Origin of the sequence: Allobosea sp. TAF32 (assembly GCF_052113585.1) — a bacterium.
In the GTDB taxonomy this organism is placed as follows: domain Bacteria; phylum Pseudomonadota; class Alphaproteobacteria; order Rhizobiales; family Beijerinckiaceae; genus Allobosea.
On the sequence record NZ_JBFRDM010000009.1, the window covers coordinates 465,862 to 491,616 of the forward strand.

The window sequence follows — 25,755 nt, forward strand, 5'->3', positions numbered from 1 at the left end:
ATGCACGCACCTTCTGCCCCATCATCAAACACAAATCCGCCATGCGTCCGCCGCACTCCTACACGCATTGGGAAGTCACCATCTTTCTTCCATCCGGCCTGGGTCCGGATCGGCGCGAGGGGCGCGCGTCGTAACCTCCGGAGAGCTGACATGACCCCTGTTTCAACAATTTCGGCGCTTGCGCGCCGTATTCCCGTCGGCGTGCGGCTGGCAGGCCTGGCACTGGTGGCCGGGCTGAGCTACGGCGCAGCCGCCACGCCTGCTTCCGCCGCCATGACCGACTGGCAGATGGCCTGCCAGGACAAGGCCGCGCCTCAGGGTTATGGCGAAAGCATTCGCTACAACAACTGCGTGCGGCAGCGGGATTGCGAGCGCCTGGCGAACCAGATGGGGCATATGACGATGGCCATGGGCTGTTTCGGCGTGATGCCGGATGCCTCGGCCGCCCCTGCGCGGTCGCGCTACTGACGCGAACCGGCTTTTTGCGGACGGTCCCCGGAGCAGCCATGCGCCGGGGACCGTTGTCGCACTGCAAAAGAATCCCGCCCGCCGGACTAGCGAAGGCGCCGGGCGCATGCTAACGGGCCTCGTCAACTCGGCATCGGGCCTCTTGCCCTGCCTCCCCTGGAAAGCCGGTTCCGCCCGGCGTCGGAGTTGACGATGACGCTTTCTCTCGACGGTCTGATTCGCGACGGTTTCACCTTCGACGACGTGCTGCTTGAGCCCGGCCCGTCCGAGGTCATGCCCGCGGATGTCGACATCCGCACCAGGCTCACCAAGTCGATCTCGCTCAACCTGCCGATCATCGCCTCGGCGATGGACACGGTGACGGAGGCGCGCATGGCGATCGCCATGGCGCAGGCCGGAGGCCTCGGCGTCATCCACCGCAACCTGGATATCGACCAGCAGGCGGCGCAGGTGCGCCTCGTCAAGAAATTCGAATCAGGGATGATCGCCAACCCGATCACGATCCATCCCGACGAGACGCTGGCCGATGCGCTGGCGCTGATGAAGAACAACGGCATCTCCGGCATCCCCGTCGTCGAGCGCGGACCGCAGGGCCACAAGGGCAAACTGGTCGGCATCGTGACCAACCGCGACGTGCGCTTCGCCGCCAACCCGGCCCAGCCCGTCTCGGAGCTGATGACCAAGGAGCGGCTGATCACGGTGCGCGAGGGCGTGAGCCAGGAGGAGGCGCGGCGCCTGCTGCACCAGTTCCGCATCGAGAAGCTGCTCGTCGTCGATGACCACTATCGCTGCATCGGCCTGATCACCGTCAAGGACATGGAAAAGCAGGTAGCTCACCCCAACGCGGCGAAAGACGCGCAAGGGCGCCTGCTCGTCGCTGCAGCAACCACGACCGGCGACCAGGGCTTCGAGCGTTCGGAGATGCTGATCGACGCCGGCGTCGACCTCATCGTCGTCGATACGGCGCATGGCCACTCGTCCAAGGTGCTCGAAGCGGTCAGCCGGGTGAAGAAGCTCTCCAACGCGGTCCAGGTCATCGCCGGCAACGTCGCCACCGCCGGCGGGGCGCAGGCCCTGATTGATGCCGGCGCCGACGCGGTCAAGATCGGCATCGGCCCGGGCTCGATCTGCACGACCCGCATCGTCGCGGGCGTCGGCGTGCCCCAGCTCACAGCGATCATGGACGCGGCCTCGGCGGCGTCGAAGGCAGGCGTGCCGGTCATCGCCGACGGCGGCATCAAGTATTCGGGCGACCTCGCCAAGGCACTTGCCGCCGGTGCCTCCTGCGCCATGGTCGGCTCGCTGCTGGCCGGCACCGACGAGACGCCGGGCGAAACCTTCCTTTACCAGGGTCGCTCCTACAAGGCCTATCGCGGCATGGGTTCGGTCGGCGCCATGGCCCGCGGCTCGGCCGACCGCTACTTCCAGCAGGACATCAAGGACGCGCTGAAGCTCGTGCCGGAGGGCATCGAGGGCCAGGTCGCCTATAAGGGCCCGGTTTCCACCGTGCTCCACCAGCTCGCCGGCGGCCTGCGCGCCGCGATGGGGTATGTCGGCGGCCGCAACCTCGAGGATTATCGCAACAAGGCCCGCTTCATCCGCATCACCAGCGCCGGCCTGCGCGAGAGCCATGTCCATGACGTGACGATCGTGCGCGAGAGCCCGAACTATCCGACCCGGTCTTGAGTCGGCGCAGGCTTCGTGCAGCACTGGCCGGGACCATCCTGGCCTGCGCTGACACGAGGCGACCGCGACCGTGACCCTGAAGCTCGTCTATCCCACGCTGGCCCTGATCCTCTGGATCTTCATCGTCGGCGTCATCCTGATTCTGCGCCGGAAGGACGCCTTCACCTCCGGCGCCGTGCGGCACGAAGACGTCCAGGTTTCGGCCGAGCGTTACCCCGTCTCCGCCCGGCTCGCCTCGGCGAACTTCTCGAACCAGTTCGAGACGCCGGTCATCTATTTCGCGCTCATCATGCTCGCGATGGAAGTGGGCGCCACCAGCTATGCGATGGCGGTGCTGGCCTGGCTCTACGTCGCGACCCGCGTCATCCACACGCTCATCCATATCGGCCCCAACAAGCTGCCCGTGCGCGGAGCGGTCTACGGCATCGGCGCCCTCGCCCTGGTCGGCATGTGGATCGGCGTCCTGCTCGCCGTCGTCTGAGCGCCCTCGCCCGCCGCCTTGCCGCCTGTCGTTAAGCATTTCAGGCGTTTGCGGAGCGAGGCGCAGCGAAAACGTTGAATCTTAACGAAACGTAAACTACACCCAACCTGCGGCGGACGGTGAACAAGCGCAGGTTGGAGTGACGCGATGTTGCGTGTCCGTGAGATCCCCGTGCGGGCATTGCCCCGCAGCGGCGTGACCGGTTACGCCGGCTCTGTGAGCAAGGCCCCGGCCCGCTCGCGTGCCGGTCGCTGGGCTGCGGCGACCATCCTCGGCATTGCCGTCGGCTGCGGCGGCATGGTGCTGACGGCTTCGCTGGTCCAGGCTGACGACGATGCAGGCATCCGCTCGTTCTTCCTCGAGGAGGCGGCGCGCAGGGCTGCACGCGCTCCGGCGCAGAGCGCTGCCTATACGTCGACCCGCCCGACCGCCTATGCACCGGCGACGAATGGCTGGCGCCTGCCCCTGATGCAGATACGGCCGAACGGACGCATCGCTCACCCGGCGATCGAGCTCAACCCCTTCAAGCGAATCCCGAAAAAGGTCGCGGCCCGCCCGCACAGGCCGGTCGAAGGCAGCGCCGCCTTGGTTTCCGCCAATAATGCGCAGACTTTCTGCGTGCGGCTCTGCGACGGCTTCCATGCCCCGATCGGCCATCTGCGGTCGGCCAGCGATCTCAGCGCCCATGAGGCTCTCTGCAAGGCGATGAACCCCGGCATTCCCGTCAAGGTCTTTCGTGCGGCCGCCGGCTCGACCAGCATCGACGCCGCCGTCGCAGCCGACGGCCAGCGCTATGCGGCGCTGCCGATGGCCTATAGCCACGAGAAGGCAGCCGACCCGGCCTGCCGGCCGGCCATCGTCCAGGTCGGCGAGCGGCGCATCTCGCTCCTGCGGGACATCACGCTCCGCCCCGGCGACAGCGTCGTCCTCGACGGCAAGGTTTCGACCTTCACCGGCGGATCGAGCTGGCCCTATAGCCGGCGCGATTTCCGTGATTTTCGCACGGCGCCGGAGCTGAGCACGGGCCAGCGCCAGCAGATCGACGAACGGGTCGGCGTTTCACGCATGGAGGCGGAGGCGCGCAGCCTGCGGCGGCAGATGCTGGTGCGGGAGGCGCATCTGCAAGATGAGACCGTGGCCAGCGACGCCGTGCTGCGTGGCTCGATCGATCCCGAGACGCGCGTTGCCGTGCGCCTGATCCCGATCACGGCTGCGTCACGCTGACGCCGCGGAATGACCTAGACTGAAGTCGTACGACTTGCATGGTGCGGAATCGTCCCGCCATTCCAACATCATGGCTCAGATATTAGAATTCATCAAAATAAGAACCAGTCTGGAAATCGTCCAAGACGCTGATTCTAAAGGATGATTCCGTTGACAGCAGTGTCCGCCGCCCTTTAACCGTCGCCCGTCGCGCTTTGGCGCCCTGAACCGACGGAGCGAAGCAATGATCAAGAAGAAGCACCTCCAGGCCCTGACGCTGTCGTCCTGCCTGCTCGCCGCGCCGGCCCTCGCCCAGGAGGTCAATCTCTACACGACGCGCGAGCCCACATTGCTCAACCCGGCGCTTGAAGCCTTCAGCAAGGACACCGGCATCAAGGTCAATGCGGTCTTCCTGAAGGACGGCCTGCAGGAGCGCATCCGCGCCGAGGGGGCCAACAGCCCGGCCGACGTCATGCTGGTGGTCGATGTCGGCGAGATCAATGCCGCGGTCGCTGCCGGCGTCACGCAGCCGATCCATTCGCCGACCGTGGACAAGATCGTCCCGACGCAGCTGCGCCCCGACAACAACTGGGTCACGCTGACCAAGCGCGCCCGCATCGTCGTCGCCTCGAAGGAGCGCGTTGCGCAGGATGCGATCACCTATGAGGAGCTCGCGGATCCGAAGTGGAAGGGCAAGTTCTGCATCCGCGCCGGCCAGCACCCTTACAACAACGCGCTCTTCGCCGCCTATATCGCCCATAACGGCCCGGATAAGACCGAGACCTTCCTGAAGGCCCTGCGCGCGAACGCCGCCCGCAGGCCCGGCGGCGGCGATCGCGACGTTGCGCGCGACATCCAGTCCGGCCTCTGCGACGTCGCCGTGATCAACACCTATTATATCGGCCTGATGAGCCAGGCGAAGAACGAGCAGAAGGGCTGGTACGACGCGATCAAGCCGCTCAAGACGACCTTCGCCGATGGCGGCACCCATGTGAACGTCTCGGCCGCGGCGCTGGCCAAGAACGCACCGAACAAGGACAACGCGGTCAAGCTGATCGAATACATGCTCGGCGACAAGGCGCAGGCGCTCTACGCCAACGGCAATTTCGAGTTCCCGGTCAACACCGCCGTCACCGACTCGGCCGCAGTGAAGCTGCTCGGCGCGGTCACGCCGGACAAGCTGCCGCTCTCCGAGGTCGCCAAGCAGCGCAAGCCCGCCGCCGATCTCGTCGACAAGGTCGGTTTCGACAATTGAGCCTGAGCGCTCCGCTCACCGCCTCGCGACGGCCGCCATTCACGTGGCGGCCGTCGACGCGTTTTGCGCTGGCCTCGCTGATCGGGGCGGCGCTCGTGCTGACGCCGCTGCTCGCGCTCCTCGCGACGGCGCTGTCGTCCTCGCAGGCCGCGGAGATCTGGCCGCATCTCGCCGCCAATGTGCTGCCGACAGCGCTGGTCCAGACCGGGCTCCTGCTGGCCGGTGTCGGCCTCCTCAGTGCCGTTCTCGGTGTGGGGACGGCCTGGCTGGTGACGCAGTTCGAATTTCCCGGCCGGCGCCATTTCGACTGGCTTCTGGTGCTGCCGCTGGCGCTGCCGACCTATCTGATGGCCTATATCTACGTCGAATTTCTCGGCTTCCAGGGGCCATTGCAGAGTGTGCTGAGAGCGCTGACCGGGTGGCGCTCCTTGCGGGATTACTGGTTTCCCGATCCGCGCAGCCTGCCCGGTGCGATCGCGATCATGGCGATCGTGCTCTACCCATACGTCTACCTCAGCACGCGCGCCCTCTTCAGCATCCAGGGCGCGACCATCGTCGAGGCGGCCCGCAATCTCGGCGCGACGCCAGGCCGGCTGTTCTGGCGCATCGGCCTGCCGCTCGCCCGGCCCGCACTCGCGGCCGGGTTGACGCTCGTCCTGCTCGAAACGCTCAACGACATCGGCGCGACCGAATATCTCGGCGTCCGTTCGCTCACCCTCTCGATCTACACCACCTGGATCAACCGGGGCTCGCTGCCCGGGGCAGCGCAGATTGCCTGCGTGATGCTGGTCGTCGTCTTCCTCTTGATCTGGACGGAGGCTCGCCTGCGCGGCCAGCGCCGCTTCGCCCTCCCGGTGCGCCAGCCTCGCCCCCTCGGCCGCAGGGCCCTGCGGCCACGCGCGGCCCTCCTGGCCGCGATCGCCTGCTCTCTCCCCGTCCTGTTCGGCGCCATCCTGCCGGTCGGCTATCTCGCCGCAGAGATCCTGCGACGCGGATTGCTCATGCAACTCGACGCTGCGCTGCTGCGGCTGCTCGCCAATGTTCTCCTGCTCGCCGGCATTGCCGCCGCAATCGTGCTGCTGCTGGGGCTAGGCATCGCCACGGCGAGCCGTGCCGGCCGCGAAACCTGGCTGAAGCCCCTCGCCCGCCTCGCTTCGCTCGGCTACGCCGTGCCCGGCACCGTTCTCGCGCTTGGGCTGCTGATCCCGATCGCCGCGCTCGACAATGTGCTGGCTAGCGCGATCACGTCCCTGTCCGGCATCAAGCCCGGCCTGCTGCTGATCGGCTCCGGCGCGGCGCTGGTGATCGCCTATGTCGTGCGCTTCCTGACCATCGGCATCGCCGGCGTGGAGAGCGGCCTGAGCCGTGTTTCGCCGCGGATCGACGATGCCGCGCGTGCGCTCGGCGCCGGCCAGCCCGAGATCCTGCGCCGGATCCACTGGCCGCTGATGCGCCCGGCGGTGGCAGCCGCCGCGCTGCTCGTCTTCGTCGACTGCCTGAAGGAGCTGCCCGCGACGCTGCTGCTGCGCCCTCTCAATCTCGAAACGCTGGCGACCGTGGTCTATGGCCACGCCTCGCGCGGCGTCTTCGAGGACGGGGCACTCGCTGCCCTGCTGATCATCCTCGCCGGCCTCTATCCTGCCATGCTTCTGGCTAAAACCGGCACGGATCGTGCGGGATAGCGGGTTTCCCCGCCTCGACAAGCCATCAACATCGGCATACACCATCCGCCGCCAGGGGGCTGGCTGACTTCGGCCGGCGCCGATTCGGAAGTCCATGACCAGACGCGTAGCGATCCTCGCTTTCAGCCTTGTCGTCCTGATCGGCCTGCTTGGATTGCAGCCGTGGGACCTTGCGCTCGGGCGGGTGCAGCGGAGCGTCGTCGCCGCAATCGCCAAGAAGACGGGCTTCGTCGTCGAGACCGTCGAGCGCGCCGAGATCGCGCTCCTGCCGCTGCCGCGAATCAGCCTGTCCCAGGTTAGTTTCAGCCAGCGCGATGGCGCGCTTTCGGGCCAGGCTGTTCGCGTGCGGGCGCATCTACGCCTCCTGCCCTTGCTGGTCGGCACGCTCAGCTTCGACAGGATCGATCTCGTCGCGCCGCAGATCGACGTGGCGGTCGCGCCCGGCAGCGACGGCGTGGCGGAGTGGCTTGCGACGCCAATGGCCGAGCTCGAGCGGCTGCGCAACCAGAGCAAGATCGTCATCCAGGGCGGTTCGCTCTTCCTGCGCGCGAACGGCGCGATCCAGAGCGTGGTCCGCGACGTCCGTCTGGTCATCGACGAACGCAGCCAGAACGAGCCGCTGGAACTGTCCGGCTCCCTGACCTGGCGCGGCGTCCCGACCGAAGTGAGCCTGCTCTGGCCAATGGACGGCCGCAACGCCAAGGCCGCGCTCTCGGCCAATTCGCCGCTTTTGAAGCTCCGGTTCGACGGCACGCGGTCCGGACCGGACGAGCCGGTCCTCAATGGCCTTCTCGCCCTGTCCACCCCGTCCGTGCCACAGCTCTTGCGCTGGTTCGGCGAGGATTCGCGCCTGGCGGCGGCCCTCGGCGCGTTGACGCTGTCGGCCGATCTGCAGCTCAAGCCGCATGAAGCCTCCTTCAATAATGCGATCGCCAGCCTCGACGGCGAGCGCCTCGACGGCGTCCTCACGCTGTCCGAAACCGGGGCCGGACGCTTCGCGCTCTCGGGGACGCTGGCAGGGGCGACGCTCGATATCGGCCGCCTCGTCAACCGCTTGCCGATCCCGGCCATCGATGCCGGCGATCCCGGCCCGTTCGATCTCGACGGCTGGACAGGGCGCGAGGTCGATCTCAGAATCTCGGTCGACGCCGCCAAGCTGAACGGCGCCCGGCTCAACGACGTCGCCAGCTACCTGCTGATCAAGAAGGGACGATTCGAGACCGGGCTGGTCCGGGCCAGCGCCTATGGCGGCAGCGTCAAGACGCGGCTCCTGGCAGTCAGCGCTCCCGCGGGGGTCGATGTGAAACTCCAGGCCGGCCTCGAGCGCGTGAATTTCGGGCAAGCGTCGAGCGACCTGCCGCAGCTGTCGCGCCTCTCGGGCAATGGCACTTTCCAGCTTGCGCTCGACGGTGTCGGCCGGACCTTTGACGAGCTCCTCGGCTCGCTGGCCGGACGGGCCAATCTCTCCGTCAAACAGGGCGAGCTCGCCGGCGTCGCCTTCGTCGACATGCTGCGCCGCGCCGAGCGGAATCCCTCCCAGGCCTGGCGAGACTGGCACCAGGGCAAGACGCCGTTCGAGAACCTGACGGCCAATGCCGGCATCGCCGGCGGGCTACTGGTGCTGACCGACGCCCAGATGAGCGGACAGGCCTTTCGCTTCAACCTGAGCGGCAACGCCTCGCTGCGCACCCGCATCCTCGATATGGCGGCCTCGCTGGCGTCCACGACCAGCGCGCTGAAGCTGCCCTTCAGCCTCAAGGGGCCGGTGGACGCCCCGCTCTTCGAGCTCGAGACCGAGGCCTTCCTGAGCCCGGCCAGCGGCACGCCCTTCCCGTCTCTCCTGACGCGCTGATCGCCATGCGTCCTGACGGACGGGTGGTGGCGATCCTCCCTCGGCCAAAGGCATCGGATCTGTCCGAAAAGCGAATTCCCCCCTTTGGTCCTCTGCGCTGAGCGAAGGCGCTTCCGCCGCGCGTGGAAATCCGCTCTGATGCGGCGAAGGCCGCCTGACGGCTGGAGGGAGGAAGTGGTGATGAGGCAATGGATCACGGGCGTTCTCGCCCTTGCAGGATGGGTTGCAGCGGGAATGGCGGACGCACAGGATCTGATGACCGAAAAGAAGGTCTTCGAGCTGCCGAGCTTCACGACCCAATCGGGACGCACGCTGAAGCAGGTCCGCACCGGCTGGGAGAGCTACGGCACGCTCAACGCCGACAAATCCAATGCCGTGCTGATCTGCCATTTTTTCTCGGGTAACTCGCACGCCGCCGGCAAATATGACGCCAAGGACGCGCAGTCCGGCTACTGGGACGCGATCATCGGGCCGGGCAAGGCGATCGACACCGACAAGTATTTCGTCATCTCGTCGGACACGCTGGTGAACCTCAACACCGGCGACCCGAAGACCACCACCACCGGCCCGGCCTCGATCAATCCCGATACCGGCAAGCCCTATGCGCTGGACTTCCCGATCGTCACCGTCCGCGACTTCGTCGAGGTGCAGAAGGCTCTCGTCGAAAGCCTTGGAATCAAGAAGCTCGCACTGGTCGCCGGCCCCTCCATGGGTTCGCTCCAGACTTTCGAATGGGCTGCGAGCCATCCCGAGATGGTGGCCAAGGCGATGCCGGTGATCGGCGCGGCCGAGGCCGACGCGATGCTGATCGGCTGGCTCGACGTCTGGGCCGCGCCGATCCTGGTGGACCCCAACTGGAACAACGGCGATTATTACGGCAGGACGCCGCCGCTTGCCGGCCTCGCCAAGGCGCTGACCGCGGTGACGCTGCAGGCAAACCATCAGGATTGGGCGAACGCCACCTTCGGCCGCCGCCCCGCCAAGGAAGGTGAAGATCCGGCCAAGGCGCTCGCCAACAAGTTCCAGGTCCAGAGCGTGCTCGACAATGCCGGCGCAGCCCGCGCCAAAGTCTCCGACGCCAATCACTTCCTCTATCTCGTCAAGGCCAACCAGCTCTTCGCGGCCGGCGGCAACTCGCTGGCCGAGGGCATGGCGAAGACCAGGGCGCCGATGTTGCTGGTGACGCAGCCGAAGGATCTGGTCTTCACCCCTGACGCGGTGGAGCGCACGGTGAAAGCGGCGAAGGACGCCGGGCGCGACATCACCCATGTCACCATCGACGGCGCCCGCGGCCATCTCGACGGCGTGATGTCGATGAAGCAGGCGGAAGGCGCCATCCGGGCGTTCCTGGCGAAATAGAACCTGTTTCGTCCAGGCTGTACGCGGCTCCGGCTTATCCCGCGAACCGCTCGCGATAGGCTTGCGGGGTCGTGCCGAGCCGCCTGAGGAACGCGCGCCGCAGCGTTTCCTCCGAACCGAAGCCGCAGCGGCCGGCGACGCGGGAGACGGGATGCCCCTGATCCAGCAGGTGGCGCGCCGTCTCGATCCTGATCTCCTCAACGGCGCGGGCCGGGGTGCGGCCCGTCGCCCTCTGGTAATGGCGGGCAAAGCTGCGCAGGCTCATATTGGCCCGCGCCGCCAACCGCTCGAGCGACAAGTCGCTGCGGAGGTTCTCGACGATCCAGGCGTGCAGGCCGTCGAAGCGCTCATCCCGCCCCTGCAACGCGAGCGTGGTGCTGAACTGCGACTGCCCGCCCGGCCGTTTCAGGAAGACGACGAGCTGGCGCGCCACGGCCAATGCCGTCTCGCGGCCGAGATCGGCTTCGACCAATGCGAGGGCGAGGTCGATCCCCGCCGTCACCCCGGCCGAGGTCCAGACCTTGCCGTCGCGGATGAAGATCGGGTCCGGATCAAGCCGGACCTCGGGAAAGCGCGCGGCGAACTCGGCACAACGCCCCCAATGGGTGACGGCACGCCTGCCGTCCAGAAATCCGGCGGTCGCCAGCAGGAATGCGCCACTGCAGACGGAGGCCACACGCCGTGCCGCACCGGCCCGTTCGCGTAGCCATGCGACAAGGGCCGGGCTGTCGCATGCGGCCTGGATGCCGTAGCCGCCGGCGACGACCAGCGTATCGACGGGTTGGTCCGGCCCGGAAAGCGGCTCCGTCAGCAGCGCAAGTCCCGCCGAGGTCATCACATTGGGCTCGGCCGCCACCACCCGCACCTCATAGGGCACGTCAGTTCTCGCCATGGCGGCGAGATCGTTGGCCGTGGCGAAGACCTGCAACGGTCCTGTTACGTCCAGGACCTGCCCCTTCGGAAAGGTGAGGATCTCGATACGACGCGGCGTCTTTGGCATGAAACGAGGGGTGTTTGACAGAACAGCCAAAGGCTGGTCCGCTATCGTGGGCCTGTCAATCAGGAGCCGCTCCATGTCGTTTCATTTCGGCCTTCTCGTTTTCCCCGGCGTTCAGCAGCTTGATCTCACCGGGCCGTATGAGGTCTTCGCCTCGCTGCCGGGAGCCCGTGTCGATCTCATCTGGAAGACGCTCGCGCCCGTCCGGTCTGCAACCGGGCTTCCCTTCACGCCGACGATCACGCTGGCGGAGTGCCCGCCCCTCGATGTGCTCTGCGTTCCCGGCGGAGGCGGCGTCAACGCGCTCCTCACAGACGAAGCGGTGCTCGACTTCCTGCGCCGCCAGGCGCCGCTCGTGCGCTACCTCACCTCGGTCTGCACAGGCTCTTTGGTGCTCGGCGCCGCCGGCCTGCTATCCGGCAAGCGCGCCACCACGCATTGGAACGCGCATGACTTCCTCGGCCATCTCGGCGCAATCCCGGTCAAAGAGCGCGTCGTGCAGGACGGCAACCTCATCACGGCCGGGGGCGTCACCTCCGGCATCGATTTCGGCCTCACGGTCGTGGCGGCGCTGACCAGCCAGGCCGAAGCCGAGACGATCCAGCTCTCGCTGGAATACGCCCCCTCGCCGCCGTTCCGATCCGGCACACCGGAGGAAGCGACGCAGGCCACCGTGACCGAGGCCCGCCGCCGCATGGCCGCGTCCCGCGCGGAGCGAGAGGCAATCCTGCTGCGGAACTGAGCTCCGGCTCCCGGTGCGGCTTCCGTAACCGTAACAAGGCTGCGCGGCAGACGACGGCATCCTACGCTCCTCGGGCGCAAGGCGCAGGCATAGACGCCGCCCCTGAAGGATATGCTGGAGGACGTGTCGTGGAACCCAAGCATGAAGTTTCTTCGCAGAAGGCTGCCCTCAATCGACGCTCAATGCTTCTCGGCGGAACCGTTCTCGCGGCGACGGGGAGCTATCTCGCGAGTGCGCCCGTCCAGACCGCGCAGGCCCAGCAGCCCGCGCCCGCGCCGGCCGGCGGCAGGAAGCCCAATATCCTCGTCATCTTCGGCGACGACATCGGCATTCCCCAGGTCAGCGCCTACACGATGGGAATGATGGGCTACCGCACGCCCAATATCGACCGCATCGCCAGCGAGGGCGCGATCTTCACGGACGCCTATGGCCAGCAGAGCTGCACCGCCGGCCGCGCCTCCTTCATCCTCGGCCAGGAGCCGTTCCGGACCGGCCTGCTGACGATCGGCATGCCCGGCGACCCCCATGGCATCCAGGATTGGATGCCGACGATCGCCGACGCGCTGAAGACGGCGGGCTACGCCACCGGTCAGTTCGGCAAGAACCATCTCGGCGACCGCGACGAGCACCTGCCGACGCGGCACGGCTTCGACGAGTTCTTCGGCAATCTCTACCACCTCAATGCCGAGGAGGAGCCCGAGGGCTATTTCTATCCGAAGGATCCGAATTTCCGGCGCCAGTTCGGCCCGCGCGGCGTCATCAAATCCAGCGCGGACGGCAAGGTCGAGGATACCGGACCGCTCAACACCAAGCGCATGCCGACCGTCGACGAGGAATTCCTGGCTGGTGCCAAAGACTTCATCGACCGGCAGGTCAAGGCGCAAAAGCCGTTCTTCTGCTGGTTCAACTCGACCCGCATGCATGTCTTCACGCATCTCAAGCCGGAATCACTTGGCAAGACCGGCAAGGGCATCCATGCCGACGGCATGGTCGAGCATGACGGCCATATCGGACAGCTACTGAAGCAACTCGACGATCTCGGCATCACCGAGAACACCATCGTGCTCTACACCACCGATAACGGCGCCGAACTCGCGCTCTGGCCGGACGGGGCGATGACGCCGTTCCGCGGCGAAAAGGGCACCACCTGGGAAGGCGGCTTCCGCATCCCGATGATGGTGCGCTGGCCGGGAGTGGTGAAGCCCGGAACCCAGGTGAACGAAATGATCGCCCTGATCGACTGGTTCCCGACCTTCTGCGCCGCGGCCGGCCTTGGCGATATCAAGGAGAAGATGAAAACCGGCTTCCAGAGCGGCACCAAGACCTTCAAGGTGCATCTCGATGGCTACAACTTCATGCCCTATCTGAAGGGCGACGACAAAAGCCCTCCGCGCGACGCGATCTACTACTTCGACCAGGGCGGCAATCTCAACGCCATACGCTGGAACGACTGGAAGGTCAGCTTCGCCATTGCCAGCGAAGGCAACATCGCGACGGCCACGCGCGAGGTGACGTCATGGGCCGGCATCACCAACCTGCGAATGGACCCTTATGAGCGCGGGGCCAAGGAAGGCGGAAACGCGATGGACTTCTACGCCAGGCAGATATGGCTGCTTGTCCCGATCCAGGGGAAGGTGAAGGAGTTCTTCTCCGACTTCGAGCAGTTCCCCTACCAAACGGGCAATTCGCTGAACGCCGCCGGCATCAACTACGGCCTGCTGCAGCAGCAGGCGGCCCTGAAACGCCTCAATGAGCTGGAGCGTCTCGCGCCACGTTGACCTGCATGGGCCGGCGGGGCATCGCAACGGGTGCCTCGCCGCTGCCCACAGGGCAGCTTCTGTCAAGTTCCGTCGAAGCTGTAACGGTTACAGCGCCTGCCCGGGCGGATCACTGCGGCGCGGGCAGCGGCGGTATGGTTATTCCACCCTCGTAGCCTTTCAAGGCCCATTCATAGGCCGCCGTTCCCGTCCGAAACTTGCCGAGGCGCCCGGAGGCGAGATCGAGGATGTCGACGATGACCGACGTCCACATCAGCGTCAGCAAGGCGATGAGGATACGTAGCGGCTTGGCCCTGAGACCGAACTGGTAGCCGAGGCATGCCAGCGTGATGAGCGTGATGCCGACGAGCAGCCAGAAGAGCTGCATCGGCAGCCGCGTCTCGAAGGCGAAGCGTTCGTTGGTGCTGGCATCGAAGGCCTCGTTGAGCGAAGCCATCAACGCGCCGGAGATGGCGTCCGGACGCTCGCGGACGATGGCCGAAAGATGGCCCCAGATCCGCGACTGCAACGCGCTCGTCCGGCCGTTGAGATTCTCGACCGCTTCGGAATCGCGGCCCGCCCTGACGAAATCGGCCCGGATGGCTGTGTATTGTTCGAGGAGCGTGGCGATCTCGTCGCCGCGCGGCGTCCCGATCGCCTTCGCCCGCAGCCACGCCGTCCCGATGGCGTTGGCTTCGGACAGGCCGCCCATGCGCCGCTCGGCAAAGCGAGCGCTCGCGAAGCTCAGCGTCAGCGCCAGGACGAAGGCCAGGAGCGCGAGCATGCCGCCGACGACGACGCCGACCGCCTCGGGTGCATTGCCCGTCCTGTCGTGGAGCCGCCGACCGGTGCGGTAGCCCAGCTCATAGAAGACGAGATGAGCCAGGAAGAGGCAGATGGCGAAGGCCAGAATGCTGCGCTCGGCGATGATCGTCGCGATTTCCATTGCCACGTCCCCCTTGGGTCGAACGCCCACGGCAAACAGCAAACACGCTTCTCTTTGACCGCCCTACCCCGCCAGAGCGGCCTTCAACCCGTCGATCACGAACTGCACGGCGAGCGCCGCCAGGATCACGCCGAGCAGCCGCGTCAGCACGACATTGCCGGTGACGCCGAGGAGCTTCGCGATCGGCGTCGCGGCCAGGAACACGGCAAGGCAGCTCAGGATCACCAGCCCGCAGATCACAGCCAGCGCGACCAGCAGCAGCGGATCGCCGCCGGCGCGGCCAGCGAGAAGGATCATCGCGGTCAGCGCCCCCGGCCCCGCCATCAGCGGGATCGCCAGCGGAAAGGCCGCGACATTGCGGATATGATCCAGCGTGATCGCGGTCTCGGCCGTCTGCTGCTTGCGCTCGGTCCGGCGCTCGAACACCATCTCGAAGGCGATCCAGAACAGCAGGAGCCCGCCGGCGATGCGGAAGGCCGGCAGCGAGACGCCGAGCGCCTTCAGCACGACATCGCCCGCCACGGCGAAGAAAGCCATGATGCAGAAGGCGATGATCGAGGCGCGGATCGCGACCTGTTTCCGCTCGCTTTCCGACATTCCGCGCGTCAGCGACAGGAAGATCGGCGCCAGACCCGGCGGGTCGAGCGTCACCAGCATCGTGACGAGGGCGGATGTGACGAATTCGATGAACATGCGGAGGCGACTTCACCACGCCTTGCGGCTGCCGTCACCCGCGAAGAAAGGCGGGATTGTGGCAGCTGCTGTGGACGCCCGCAGAAATAGCCGACAACATATTGATATCGCTTGGATATTTTTTACTTGGACAGCGCCCGCTTTTGCTGGCGCGAAAGGCCGGAATCGGGTAGCCAGAAGCCTGAAAAATACTAGGAATCGGGACATTTCTCCTTGAGCGACGATACCGACGACAGGCGTGACGACGCCCCGGATTTCGGCGGCGACATCAAGCCGATCGCGATCACCGACGAGATGAAGAAGAGCTATCTCGATTACGCCATGAGCGTGATCGTGAGTCGCGCTCTGCCCGATGTCCGCGACGGCCTGAAGCCTGTGCACCGCCGCATCCTGTTCTCGATGCACGAGAACAAGAACCTGCCCGAGCGGCCCTACACCAAATGCGCCCGCATCGTCGGCGACACGATGGGTAAATACCATCCGCACGGCAATCTCGCGGTCTATGACGCACTGGTGCGCATGGCGCAGGATTTCTCCCTGCGCCTGCCGCTGATCGACGGCCAGGGCAATTTCGGCTCGATGGACGGCGATTCCGCCGCCGCCGATCGTTACACCGAGGCGCGCCTCGACAAGGCGGCGATGCCGCTGCTCGAGGACCTCGACCTCGACACTGTCGACTTCCAGCCGAACTACGACGGCAAGGAGCACGAGCCGACGGTCCTGCCGGCGCGCTATCCGAACCTGCTCGTCAACGGCGCCGGCGGCATCGCGGTCGGCATGGCGACCAATATCCCGCCGCACAATCTCGGCGAGGTCATCGACGCCTGCGTCGCCTATATCGACAATCCCGAGATCTCGATCGACGAGCTGATCGAGATCGTGCCCGGCCCGGATTTCCCGACCGGTGCCTCGATCATGGGCCGCAGCGGCCTCCATTCGGCCTATCACACCGGGCGCGGCTCGATCGTGATGCGCTCGAAGACGCATATCGAGGAGCTGCGCAAGGAGCGCGAGGCGATCATCGTCACCGAGGTTCCCTATCAGGTGAACAAGGCGACGATGGTCGAGAAGATCGCCGATCTCGTGCGCGAGAAGCGCATCGAGGGCATCTCGGACCTGCGCGACGAGTCGAGCCGCGAGGGCGTGCGCGTCGTCATCGAGGTCAAGCGCGATGCCGTCGCCGATGTCGTGCTGAACCAGCTCTACCGCTTCACGCCGCTGCAGACCTCCTTCGGCGCCAACATGGTGGCGCTGACCGGCGGCCGCCCGGAGGTCTTGAACCTCAAGGACTTCATCTCGGCCTTCGTCGAGTTCCGCGAGGAAGTCGTCTCCCGGCGCACGCGCTACCTGCTCAACAAGGCCCGCGAGCGCGCCCATGTGCTCTGCGGCCTCGCCACGGCGGTCGCGAATATCGACGAGGTCATCCGCCTGATCCGCACTGCGCCGACCCCGGCCGCGGCGCATGAAGCGCTGATGGCCCGCGACTGGCCTGCCGAAGACATCGCTCCGCTGATCGCGCTGGTCGACGATCCCCGCCATCCGATGAACGCCGATGGCACCTACCGCCTGTCGGATGCGCAGGCCAAGGCGATCCTCGAGCTGCGCCTCGCCCGCCTCACGGCTCTCGGCCGTGACGAGATCGGCGACGAGTTGCAGAAGCTCGCCACCGAAATCGCTGATTATCTCGACATCCTGCGCTCGCGCGCCCGCATCCAGTCGATCGTCAAGACCGAGCTCGCCGAGGTGAAGGCCGCCTTCGCCACGCCGCGCCGGACCGAGATCCAGGACTGGGGTTCCGACCTCGACGACGAGGATTTGATCGCCCGCGAGGACATGGTCGTGACCGTGTCCCATGGCGGCTACATCAAGCGCGTGCCGCTCTCGACCTATCGGGCGCAGCGCCGCGGCGGCAAGGGCCGCTCCGGCATGGCGACCAAGGACGAGGATTTCGTCGCGCGGCTGTTCGTGGCCAACACGCATACCCCGGTGCTGTTCTTCTCCTCCGAAGGCCAGGTCTACAAGGAGAAGGTCTGGCGCCTGCCGCTGGCGGCGCCGAACGCGCGCGGCAAGGCGCTGGTCAACATGCTGCCGATCGAACAGGGCGAGCGCATCACCACGATCATGCCGCTGCCTGAGGACGAGGCGAGCTGGGAGACGCTCGACGTGATGTTCGCCACCGCCTCGGGCGGGGTGCGGCGCAACAAGCTCTCCGACTTCGTCAACGTCAACCGCGCCGGCAAGATCGCGATGAAGCTCGACGAGGGCGACCACATCGTCGACGTGCAGATCTGCACCGAGAACGACGACGTGCTGCTGACCACCGCGGACGGGCAGTGCATTCGCTTCGCGGTGCCCGAGGTGCGCGTCTTCAAGGGCCGCGATTCGACCGGCGTGCGCGGCATCAATCTGGCGAAGGACGATAAGGTCATCTCGCTCGCGATCCTGCACCATCTCGACGCCACGCCCGACGAGCGCGCCGCCTATCTCAAGCGGGCCGCCGCGGCGCGCCGCGCCCTGACCGGCGAGGCCGACGAGGGTGCGGACGCTGCCCCCGCAGTCGAGGCCGATGCCGAGGAGAGCGCCGGCGACATTGAGCTTGGGCTCGATAAGTACACCGCCATGGGTGCGGCCGAGCAGTTCATCCTGACGATCTCGGAACGCGGCTACGGCAAGCGGACATCGTCCTTCGAGTATCGGGTCACCGGCCGCGGCGGCAAGGGCATCGTCGCCATGGTGGTCAATGACAGGAACGGCAAGCTCGTCGCCTCCTTCCCAGCTGTCGATACCGACCAGTTGATGCTCGTCACCGATGGCGGTCAGGTCATTCGCGTGCCGGTCGATGCCGGGCCGGACAACCGCATCCGCATCGCCGGTCGCTCGACCCAGGGAGTGACGGTGTTCAACACCGCCAAGGACGAGAAGGTCGTCTCGGTCGAGTGCATCAACGATGACGGCGAGAATGGCGAGGAGGCCGGCGACGAGGCTCCCGGCGAGGAGCAGGCGGAAGGCTGATTCGTCAGCCCTTTACGGCCAGTTTCTCAGCTTACCTCTGAGCTCTGGCCTCGCTGCCTGCTCGGCGCTGACGATGCCCGTCATTCCCCGGCGGCGCGAAACGTAGGCTCGAGAATCTCTGGCGGGAAGCAGCGCCTCTCCTTCACGAGATGCTCGGGTCGAGCCCGGGCATGACGCGCGACCTCGTTTGACTCGCAACGCCCCCCGCGCTCCCATGCGTCCATGAAGGCTCGTTCCGTGCCCGTCCGCTCGCCCGCGATCACGCCGGAGATCATGCTGCGCGCCTATGCCGCCGGCATCTTTCCGATGGCGGAAAGCGCCGATGACCCCGGCCTGTTCTGGGTGGAGCCGGAGCTGCGCGGCGTTATCCCGCTCGACGGCTTCCATCTCTCATCGCGCCTCGCGCGCACGGTCCGCTCGGACCACTTTGAGATCCGTGTCGACAGCGATTTCGAAGCGGTGATCGAAGCCTGCGGCGAGGCCCGGCCCGACCGGCCGGAAACCTGGATCAACACTCGCATCCGCGCGATCTTCGGCGAGCTTTTCGCGCTCGGCCACGTCCATACGGTGGAATGCTGGCGCGAGGGCCGTCTCGTCGGCGGGCTCTATGGATTGTCGCTCGGCGCCGCATTCTTCGGCGAAAGCATGTTCCACCGAGAGACCGACGCCTCCAAGGTCGCGCTCGTCCATCTCGTCGCACGGCTGCGGCGGGGCGGCTACCGCCTGCTCGACACCCAGTTCCAGACCGGCCATCTCGCACAGTTCGGCACCGTCGAGATCCCGCGCGATGCCTATCGGCTCAGGCTCGACGATGCGTTGCGCCACCAGGGCAATTGGGAAGCTTGGCCAAGGGAGCCGGTCGTGAGCGGCAGGCAGGCGCTCGCCGAACTCTAGTCTGAGGTCGGCCGGCGTGGATCGAGGCGCTCGGCCAGCCAGACGACGGCGATCGCGACGCTGACGCCCCAGCCGACCTCGAAGACGCGGGAGAGCATCATCTGCTGCGCGCTCGTTCCGGGATGGGGTACCAGCAGGATGATCGTCGCAGTGATGCCGGCGAGGCGCGCGGCGCTGGCGACGTTCAGCATCCAGGCTGCCAGGACGGAGAGCGCCGCCGCCAGCAGATAGCTCACGATGGTCTGGCCGGCGATGAGCACGACCGCGACGCCGATCGCGCCGCCGATGGCAGCCCCGACGAACTGGTCGCGCGCCGTCGTCCGCGTCGCGCCGAACTCGGTCTGAACCACGGCAATCGCGGTGATGGCGGCCCAGAAACCCTCGCGCAGCCCCAGCGCCTGCGTCGGCAGATAGGCAGCGAACGCCGCCGCGCTCGACATCAGCGCGTGTTCGAGGCCGTCGCGGAAGCGCCGCCCGGCGGGACTCCGCTTGCGCAGATCGGCGAGGTGACGGCGCAGGCGCCTGATGCGCGTCGTTTCGCGCCCGGCTCCCTTGTCAGCGCCGTCGGGCGGCACGGGTCAGCCGCCGCCGGTCGGGTCGCGGCCCTGTCCCGGATTGGTCGGGAAGAAGCGCTGGCTCGGCCGCTGCGGCTGCACCGGCACGCCGCGTGGCGGCTCGACATCGATGCGTCCGCCGGGCGGCGTCACAGGCTGCTGCAAGGGCGGCAGCAGGTTCGGATCGCGCGGCGGCGTGCGCGGGCGGCGCGGATCCTCCGGCGCCGGCGGTGGCTCGGGCTCCTTGGGATCGACGACGAGCTCGGTGCCGCCTTTGCACTCGGTCAGCCAGACATCGTAGATCGCGTGTTCGACGCCGTGCAGGCCGGGGCTCGCCGCATACATCCAGCCGGTGAAGATGCGCCGATACTCGTTCTTGAACGTCACCTCGTCGACTTCGACGAAGGCATCCGTCTGCGGTGCTTCCGTCGGTGGCCTGCTCCAGCAGACGCGCGGGGTCAGCTGCAGCGCGCCGAACTGCACCGTCTCGTCCACCGCCACTTCAAACGAGATGATGCGGCCGGTGATCTTGTCGAGCCCCGCAAAGACCGCCGTCGGATTGCGGATGCGGTCGGCCTGCGCCGGCCCCATCGCAGCAAGCAACGCGGCCGCGCTCGTGGCGAGGCCTGCCAGGGTCGAAAGGCGGAACAAGGACGGCATGCTGGCGCGAATCTCTTCCACAGCGCGGAAAGACCGCGACGGGGCGCAGTAACACGGCAAAGGCAGCGGAAAAAGGGCGTCGCGCCCGAAACGGCCATTTCAGCAGCGGCCGCCGCTGCGTTGCCACCCAGCAAAAAGGCCGCCCCGAAAGGAGCGGCCCCGATATCTCGCAACCTGCCTTGCGGCCTTGCCTCAGCGGCCCGGTGTCCAGGCCTGGTAGTCGCCGGTCGCGGCCGGGCGCTCGCCCTCCGCCAGCGTCGAGCCCTGCGGGCGATAGGCCAGCGCCGTGCCGGTCCAGTTCTGCTGGTGCGGCTCCTGCCACTCGCGCGGCTGGTAGCTCTCCTCCGAGGGGGCGACGTCGACGGTGTGGTGCAGCCAACCATTCCAGCCGGGCGGAACCTTGGAGGCCTCGGCCTCGCCCTTGTAGATCACCCAGCGGCGCTGGAAGCCGAGCGCCTTGTCCTTCACCCCGCCTGCGGTGCGGTAATAGACATTGCCGAACTCGTCCTCGCCCACCTTCTCGCCGAAGCGCCAGGTGTGGAAGCGCGTGCCGATGGTTTGGCCGTTCCACCAGGTGAAGATCTGCAGCAGCCAGTCCTTCATTGCCTTCAGTCCATGCGCTTGCAGCGCCGTGCGGAGAGGCCGGCGCGTCTTGGCCCGACTTATGGCGGCAGGGCCCTGCTCTGTCCAGTCCGGAACGCTGCCGCCGGGTCGCTTCGCCGCGCCGGCGGCGCTGGATGGTCTCCAACAATATCCACAAGAGCGTGCAAAACGATGGTCCAGCGGGTCGTCGCCCAGACCGCGCAGCGCGCGGCCTGATTCCTCCTGCGATCGGCTGCTGATTCCCGCCCACGCTCCGCCGGAATTTCGCCGCGATTAGGCTCGCTCGCCGCCATGATTCAGCGCCGAAGCGCACCGACTTCAAGTACTTGGAGCGCTCCCCGCAACCGCTATCTGCAAACCCGCGCTCGTCACCCGAGGCTCACACTTCATTTACCGTGAATAGTGGGGATTTTAGGAACTGCGCTTCGCACAGGGCTGTGGCAATGTTGCCGCGGGGCAGCGATTCTCTTCGCCATTTCCAAGGCTTAGCCAGGGCCTTGAAACTTATCCCCACAACCCACACATCCCTACCACATGTCGTATCCACAAGGATGGCGCTCCACTATTCCTTGACGGAGCAGCGCGAACGGCGCTAGATTTTGACCATCGCATGACGGCCGGCGGCACCCCCTCTGGATGACTGCGAACCCTAGTTTTCCAGAGTGCTTACGGGCCTGCCGCCGCATCCGCCGACATCAGCGGAAGCGAACGGATTTGCACGGGCATTTTGGGCGCGTCCGGGCCTGCAAGCGGGGCGACACCGCCAAGGACCCACGAGGCATCGAACCGAGTTTGGACTGACATCAGGAGCCGGCGATCAACCGGCCGCGCGGGGTATCCACCCGCGGCATGCAAGGACGAAGATCATGCGCATCGAGCGCCGCTATACCTCCGCCGGACAGTCGCCCTACGCCGCGATCCCGTTCCGATCGGCCGTCAGCGAGATCAAGAACCCGGACGGCTCCGTCGTCTTCCGGCTCGAAGGCATCGAGGTTCCCGAGGATTGGTCCCAGGTCGCGAGCGACGTGCTCGCTCAGAAGTATTTCCGCAAGGCCGGCGTGCCCGCGCGCATGAAGAAGGTCGAGGAAAACGGCGTCCCCTCCTTCCTCTGGCGTTCCGTTGCCGACGAGGCCGCGCTTGCCGAGCTGCCGGAAGGCGAGCGCTACGGCTCCGAGATTTCCTCCAAGCAGGTCTTCGATCGCCTCGCCGGCTGCTGGACTTATTGGGGCTGGAAGGGTGGCTATTTCTCCTCCGAGGAGGATGCTGCCGCCTTCCATGACGAATTGCGCTTCATGCTCGCGACCCAGCGCGTCGCGCCGAACTCGCCGCAATGGTTCAACACCGGCCTGCACTGGGCCTATGGCATCGACGGCCCCAGCCAGGGCCATTTCTACGTCGACTTCAAGACCGGCAAGCTGGTGAAGTCGAAGTCGAGCTACGAGCATCCGCAGCCGCATGCCTGCTTCATCCAGGGCGTGCAGGACGATCTCGTCAACGAGGGCGGCATCATGGACCTCTGGGTCCGTGAGGCCCGCCTGTTTAAGTATGGCTCCGGCACCGGCTCGAACTTCTCGATGCTGCGCGGCGAAGGCGAGAAGCTCGCCGGCGGCGGCAAGTCCTCGGGCCTGATGTCCTTCCTCAAGATCGGCGACCGCGCCGCCGGCGCCATCAAGTCGGGCGGCACCACCCGCCGCGCCGCCAAGATGGTCGTGGTCGATGCCGACCATCCCGATATCGAGGCCTATATCGACTGGAAGGTGAAGGAGGAGCAGAAGGTCGCCGCCCTCGTCACCGGCTCCAAGACCGTCAAGAAGCACATGAAGGCCGTGCTCAAGGCCTGCGTGAACTGCGAGGGCGACGCCGATTCCTGCTTCGACCCGGAGAAGAACCCGGCGCTGAAGCGCGAGGTCAAGCTCGCCCGCAAGGCGCTGGTGCCGGACAATTACATCAAGCGCGTCATCCAGTTCGCCAAGCAGGGCTACAAGGACATCTCCTTCGACACCTATGACACCGACTGGGATTCCGACGCCTATCTCACCGTCTCCGGCCAGAACTCGAACAACTCGGTCTCGCTGACCGACGACTTCCTCCGCGCCGTCGAGAACGACAACGACTGGAATCTGACCGCCCGCACCACCGGCAAGGTCCACAAGACGCTGAAGGCGCGCGACCTCTGGGAGAAGATCGGCTACGCCGCCTGGGCCTCGGCCGATCCCGGGCTGCACTTCAACTCGACGATGAACGACTGGCACACCTGCCCGGCTTCCGGCCGGATCCGGGCGTCCAACCCGTGCTCCGAGTACATGTTCCTCGACGACACCGCCTGCAACCTGGCCTCGGCCAACCTGCTGCAGTTCTACGACACGCAGACCAAGTCCTTCGACGTCGCGGCCTATGAGCATCTCTGCCGGCTCTGGACCGTCGTGCTCGAGATCTCGGTGACGATGGCGCAGTTCCCGAGCCGCGAGATCGCCGAGCTTTCCTACGAGTACCGCACGCTCGGCCTCGGCTACGCCAATATCGGCGGCCTGCTGATGACCATGGGCCTCGGCTACGACTCGGACGAGGGCCGCGCTTTAGCTGGTGCCCTCACCGCGATCATGACCGGCGTCGCCTATGCGACCTCTGCCGAGATGGCGGGCGAGCTCGGCCCCTTCCCCGGCTATAAGAAGAACGCCAGCCACATGCTGCGCGTCATCCGCAACCACCGCACGGCGGCCCATGGCCTCGCCGACGGCTATGAGGGCCTGAGCGTCACCCCGGTGCCGCTCGACCATGCGACGCTGGCCCGCCTCGGCGGCTCGGCTGTGACCATGGCGGAGCGCTCGCGCATCGTCTGGGACGAGGCTCTGGAGCAGGGCAAGCGCTACGGCTATCGCAACGCCCAGGCGACCGTGATCGCGCCGACCGGCACGATCGGCCTCGTCATGGATTGCGACACCACCGGCATCGAGCCCGACTTCGCGCTGGTGAAGTTCAAGAAGCTCGCCGGCGGCGGCTACTTCAAGATCATCAACCGCGCCGTTCCCGATGCGCTCCGCGCGCTGGGCTACCGCGAGGCCGATATCGCCGAGATCGAGGCCTATGCCGTCGGCCACGGCTCGATGAAGCAGGCGCCGGGCATCAACCCCTCGACGCTGCGCGCCAAGGGCTTCACCGACGAGAAGATCGAGGCGGTCGAGAAGGGGCTGAAGAGCGCCTTCGACATCAAGTTCGTCTTCAACAAGTGGACGCTGGGCGAGGATTTCCTCACCGGCACGCTCAAGGTCCCGGCCGAGAAGCTGAACGACATGTCGTTCGAGCTCCTGCCCTTCCTCGGCTTCACCAAGGCCGAGATCGAGGCCGCCAACGTCCATGTCTGCGGCGCGATGACGCTGGAAGGCGCCCCGCATCTCAAGACCGAGCACTACAACGTCTTCGATTGCGCCAATCCCTGCGGCCGCATCGGCAAGCGCTATCTCTCGGTCGAGAGCCATATCCGCATGATGGCGGCGGCGCAGCCCTTCATCTCGGGGGCGATCTCGAAGACCATCAACATGCCCAACGACGCGACGGTCGAGGACTGCAAGAGCGCCTATATGCTCTCCTGGAAGCTGGCGCTGAAGGCGAACGCCCTCTACCGCGACGGCTCCAAGCTCTCGCAGCCGCTGAACTCCGCGCTGATCTCGGACGATGACGACGAAACCGATGACGCCGTCGAGACCCTGGTGGCGGCGCCGATGGCGGCACGTGCCACGCAGATCTCGGAGAAGATCGTCGAACGCATCGTCGAGCGCATCGAGCGCAAGCGCGAGCGCGAGAAGCTGCCCGATCGCCGTACCGGCTACATCCAGAAGGCGGTGGTCGGCGGCCACAAGGTCTATGTCCACACCGGCGAGTATTCGGACGGGCGCCTGGGCGAGATCTTCATCGATATGCACAAGGAAGGCGCCGCCTTCCGGGCGATGATGAACAACTTCGCCATCGCGGTCTCGCTCGGCCTGCAATATGGCGTGCCACTGGAAGAGTATGTCGAGGCCTTCACCTTCACCCGCTTCGAGCCTTCGGGCTTCGTTGCCGGCAACCAGTCGATCAAGAACGCGACCTCGATTCTCGACTACGTCTTCCGCGAGCTCGCGATCTCCTATCTCGGCCGCAACGACCTCGCCCATGTCGACCCGAGCGAGATCGGCCATGACGTGATCGGCGGCGGCGTCGGCCAGGACAAGGCGCCGGATGCTGCGGCTCCGATCACCTCGACCCCCCTCGCCTCCACCGGCTTCCGCCGCGGCAAGCCGATCAACCTGCTCGCCATCCAGGGCGGCGGGGCGGCGAACGATGCGGTCGCCCGCTCGGCCTCGTCCGTGACGGCGCTGGCCACGGCCGGCGCGACCGCGCTGAAGGAGGAAACGGAGACCTATGGCGAGGCGGAGATGGCCAAGCTGGGCTTCGCGGCGCCAACTGCCCAGCCCACCCAGTCCGAGCGCCGCGCCGAGGCGATCATGAAGGGCTATGTCGGCGACAGCTGCGGCGAATGCGGCAACTTCACGCTGGTGCGGAACGGAACCTGCCTGAAGTGCAACACCTGCGGATCCACGACAGGCTGTAGTTGATTATTCCGGGGTGCCTGATTGTTGAAAAGAGAGGCATAATGTTGCCTCGATTTTAGGAAAAGTTCCGCAAACAGATTTGCGCCGCGCGGCCATCAAGCCGGGCGGCGCTTTGCTTTTCAGCCAATCAGATCGGGCATTCGGGGCCGCTAGCTTCCAACGGCCTGGAACACGGCGCGTCGGCCAGCATCCGTCAGGCCTGAACTAAACGTGAGGTCGAAGACGACGAGCTTCATCACTGACTCGTGCATGTCAGCCCCTCTGATCAACAGGAGTGGCAAAGGGACATGAAGGACTGAGTGATGACGAACAACACCATCCT

Annotated in this window: 19 protein-coding genes; 13 read left to right on the forward strand and 6 right to left on the reverse strand. The window is 66.3% G+C overall.

Features of this window, described 5'->3' with window-relative positions; genetic code table 11:
- Positions 1-150: 150 nt before the first annotated feature.
- From AB4Z16_RS22020 to AB4Z16_RS22055, 8 genes are all read left to right on the forward strand, one after another.
- Positions 151-468: a hypothetical protein gene (locus AB4Z16_RS22020; protein ID WP_441513476.1), complete on the forward strand. Its 318-nt coding sequence runs from the start codon at positions 151-153 to the stop codon at positions 466-468.
- A 192-nt stretch (positions 469-660) separates the two neighbouring features.
- Positions 661-2,154, forward strand: a complete 1,494-nt coding sequence (gene guaB, locus AB4Z16_RS22025) for an IMP dehydrogenase (RefSeq protein ID WP_441513477.1) — start codon at positions 661-663, stop codon at positions 2,152-2,154.
- A 70-nt stretch (positions 2,155-2,224) separates the two neighbouring features.
- Positions 2,225-2,635, forward strand: a complete 411-nt coding sequence (locus AB4Z16_RS22030; RefSeq protein ID WP_441513478.1) for an MAPEG family protein — start codon at positions 2,225-2,227, stop codon at positions 2,633-2,635.
- Positions 2,636-2,782: 147 nt separating this feature from the next.
- On the forward strand, positions 2,783-3,859 hold the full coding sequence (locus AB4Z16_RS22035; RefSeq protein WP_441513479.1) for a DUF2865 domain-containing protein: 1,077 nt from the start codon (positions 2,783-2,785) through the stop codon (positions 3,857-3,859).
- 223 nt (positions 3,860-4,082) lie between these two features.
- Entirely contained in the window at positions 4,083-5,093 is a 1,011-nt protein-coding gene (locus tag AB4Z16_RS22040) for an extracellular solute-binding protein (RefSeq protein ID WP_441513480.1), read from the forward strand.
- On the forward strand, positions 5,090-6,775 hold the full coding sequence (locus AB4Z16_RS22045) for an ABC transporter permease (RefSeq protein WP_441513481.1): 1,686 nt from the start codon (positions 5,090-5,092) through the stop codon (positions 6,773-6,775). The genes AB4Z16_RS22040 and AB4Z16_RS22045 overlap by 4 nt, the downstream gene beginning before the upstream one ends.
- 94 nt (positions 6,776-6,869) lie before the next feature.
- Positions 6,870-8,627: an AsmA family protein gene (locus AB4Z16_RS22050; protein ID WP_441513482.1), complete on the forward strand. Its 1,758-nt coding sequence runs from the start codon at positions 6,870-6,872 to the stop codon at positions 8,625-8,627.
- A gap of 255 nt (positions 8,628-8,882) precedes the next feature.
- Entirely contained in the window at positions 8,883-9,986 is a 1,104-nt protein-coding gene (locus AB4Z16_RS22055) for an E22 family MetX-like putative esterase (protein ID WP_441513483.1), read from the forward strand.
- A 34-nt stretch (positions 9,987-10,020) separates the two neighbouring features.
- On the opposite strand, the gene AB4Z16_RS22060 is transcribed toward AB4Z16_RS22055, so the two are convergent.
- Positions 10,021-10,986, reverse strand: a complete 966-nt coding sequence (locus tag AB4Z16_RS22060) for a GlxA family transcriptional regulator (RefSeq protein WP_441513525.1) — start codon at positions 10,984-10,986, stop codon at positions 10,021-10,023.
- Positions 10,987-11,059: 73 nt separating this feature from the next.
- Between AB4Z16_RS22060 and AB4Z16_RS22065 the strand changes: the two genes are divergently transcribed.
- Both AB4Z16_RS22065 and AB4Z16_RS22070 read left to right on the forward strand, forming a co-directional pair.
- Positions 11,060-11,725 carry a DJ-1/PfpI family protein gene (locus tag AB4Z16_RS22065; protein ID WP_441513484.1) on the forward strand — a complete coding sequence of 222 codons (666 nt, stop codon included), beginning with the start codon at positions 11,060-11,062 and terminating at the stop codon, positions 11,723-11,725.
- 182 nt (positions 11,726-11,907) lie between these two features.
- Positions 11,908-13,503 (forward strand): arylsulfatase, encoded by a 1,596-nt coding sequence (locus tag AB4Z16_RS22070; RefSeq protein ID WP_441513485.1) that lies wholly within the window; start codon positions 11,908-11,910, stop codon positions 13,501-13,503.
- A 109-nt stretch (positions 13,504-13,612) separates the two neighbouring features.
- Here AB4Z16_RS22070 and AB4Z16_RS22075 read toward each other — a convergent pair whose 3' ends face one another.
- Both AB4Z16_RS22075 and AB4Z16_RS22080 read right to left on the reverse strand, forming a co-directional pair.
- On the reverse strand, positions 13,613-14,428 hold the full coding sequence (locus AB4Z16_RS22075) for a bestrophin-like domain (protein WP_441513486.1): 816 nt from the start codon (positions 14,426-14,428) through the stop codon (positions 13,613-13,615).
- A gap of 63 nt (positions 14,429-14,491) precedes the next feature.
- Positions 14,492-15,121 (reverse strand): MarC family protein, encoded by a 630-nt coding sequence (locus AB4Z16_RS22080; protein WP_441513487.1) that lies wholly within the window; start codon positions 15,119-15,121, stop codon positions 14,492-14,494.
- Positions 15,122-15,415: 294 nt separating this feature from the next.
- Between AB4Z16_RS22080 and gyrA the strand changes: the two genes are divergently transcribed.
- Together gyrA and aat are read left to right on the forward strand one after the other, a co-directional pair.
- Positions 15,416-18,133 carry a DNA gyrase subunit A gene (gene gyrA, locus AB4Z16_RS22085; RefSeq protein WP_441513526.1) on the forward strand — a complete coding sequence of 906 codons (2,718 nt, stop codon included), beginning with the start codon at positions 15,416-15,418 and terminating at the stop codon, positions 18,131-18,133.
- A gap of 222 nt (positions 18,134-18,355) precedes the next feature.
- Positions 18,356-19,027 carry a leucyl/phenylalanyl-tRNA--protein transferase gene (gene aat, locus AB4Z16_RS22090; RefSeq protein ID WP_441513488.1) on the forward strand — a complete coding sequence of 224 codons (672 nt, stop codon included), beginning with the start codon at positions 18,356-18,358 and terminating at the stop codon, positions 19,025-19,027.
- On the opposite strand, the gene AB4Z16_RS22095 is transcribed toward aat, so the two are convergent.
- From AB4Z16_RS22095 to AB4Z16_RS22105, 3 genes are all read right to left on the reverse strand, one after another.
- The gene (locus AB4Z16_RS22095) at positions 19,024-19,602 is read right to left on the reverse strand and encodes an FUSC family protein (protein ID WP_441513489.1); all 579 of its coding nucleotides are present in this window, start codon (positions 19,600-19,602) and stop codon (positions 19,024-19,026) included. The genes aat and AB4Z16_RS22095 overlap by 4 nt on opposite strands.
- 3 nt (positions 19,603-19,605) lie before the next feature.
- Entirely contained in the window at positions 19,606-20,241 is a 636-nt protein-coding gene (locus tag AB4Z16_RS22100; RefSeq protein ID WP_441513490.1) for a DUF2155 domain-containing protein, read from the reverse strand.
- 192 nt (positions 20,242-20,433) lie between these two features.
- Complete coding sequence (locus AB4Z16_RS22105) at positions 20,434-20,844, reverse strand: NADH:ubiquinone oxidoreductase subunit NDUFA12 (protein ID WP_265054815.1); 411 nt, start codon at positions 20,842-20,844, stop codon at positions 20,434-20,436.
- Positions 20,845-21,710: 866 nt separating this feature from the next.
- Here AB4Z16_RS22105 and AB4Z16_RS22110 point away from each other — a divergent pair.
- Positions 21,711-25,436 carry a vitamin B12-dependent ribonucleotide reductase gene (locus tag AB4Z16_RS22110; protein WP_441513491.1) on the forward strand — a complete coding sequence of 1,242 codons (3,726 nt, stop codon included), beginning with the start codon at positions 21,711-21,713 and terminating at the stop codon, positions 25,434-25,436.
- Positions 25,437-25,755: the final 319 nt, after the last annotated feature.

Excerpts from the sequence above, each read along its gene's own strand:
- AB4Z16_RS22020 (WP_441513476.1), top strand. The coding sequence starts at position 151 with ATGACCCCTGTTTCAACAATTTCGGCGCTTGCGCGCCGTATTCCCGTC.
- AB4Z16_RS22075 (WP_441513486.1), bottom strand. The coding sequence starts at position 14,428 with ATGGAAATCGCGACGATCATCGCCGAGCGCAGCATTCTGGCCTTCGCC.
- AB4Z16_RS22100 (WP_441513490.1), bottom strand. The coding sequence starts at position 20,241 with ATGCCGTCCTTGTTCCGCCTTTCGACCCTGGCAGGCCTCGCCACGAGC.
- gyrA (WP_441513526.1), top strand. The coding sequence starts at position 15,416 with ATGAAGAAGAGCTATCTCGATTACGCCATGAGCGTGATCGTGAGTCGC.
- AB4Z16_RS22065 (WP_441513484.1), top strand. The coding sequence starts at position 11,060 with ATGTCGTTTCATTTCGGCCTTCTCGTTTTCCCCGGCGTTCAGCAGCTT.
- AB4Z16_RS22050 (WP_441513482.1), top strand. The coding sequence starts at position 6,870 with ATGACCAGACGCGTAGCGATCCTCGCTTTCAGCCTTGTCGTCCTGATC.
- AB4Z16_RS22035 (WP_441513479.1), top strand. The coding sequence starts at position 2,783 with ATGTTGCGTGTCCGTGAGATCCCCGTGCGGGCATTGCCCCGCAGCGGC.
- AB4Z16_RS22110 (WP_441513491.1), top strand. The coding sequence starts at position 21,711 with ATGCGCATCGAGCGCCGCTATACCTCCGCCGGACAGTCGCCCTACGCC.
- AB4Z16_RS22040 (WP_441513480.1), top strand. The coding sequence starts at position 4,083 with ATGATCAAGAAGAAGCACCTCCAGGCCCTGACGCTGTCGTCCTGCCTG.
- AB4Z16_RS22055 (WP_441513483.1), top strand. The coding sequence starts at position 8,883 with ATGACCGAAAAGAAGGTCTTCGAGCTGCCGAGCTTCACGACCCAATCG.
- AB4Z16_RS22080 (WP_441513487.1), bottom strand. The coding sequence starts at position 15,121 with ATGTTCATCGAATTCGTCACATCCGCCCTCGTCACGATGCTGGTGACG.
- aat (WP_441513488.1), top strand. The coding sequence starts at position 18,356 with ATGAAGGCTCGTTCCGTGCCCGTCCGCTCGCCCGCGATCACGCCGGAG.
- guaB (WP_441513477.1), top strand. The coding sequence starts at position 661 with ATGACGCTTTCTCTCGACGGTCTGATTCGCGACGGTTTCACCTTCGAC.
- AB4Z16_RS22060 (WP_441513525.1), bottom strand. The coding sequence starts at position 10,986 with ATGCCAAAGACGCCGCGTCGTATCGAGATCCTCACCTTTCCGAAGGGG.
- AB4Z16_RS22105 (WP_265054815.1), bottom strand. The coding sequence starts at position 20,844 with ATGAAGGACTGGCTGCTGCAGATCTTCACCTGGTGGAACGGCCAAACC.
- AB4Z16_RS22070 (WP_441513485.1), top strand. The coding sequence starts at position 11,908 with ATGCTTCTCGGCGGAACCGTTCTCGCGGCGACGGGGAGCTATCTCGCG.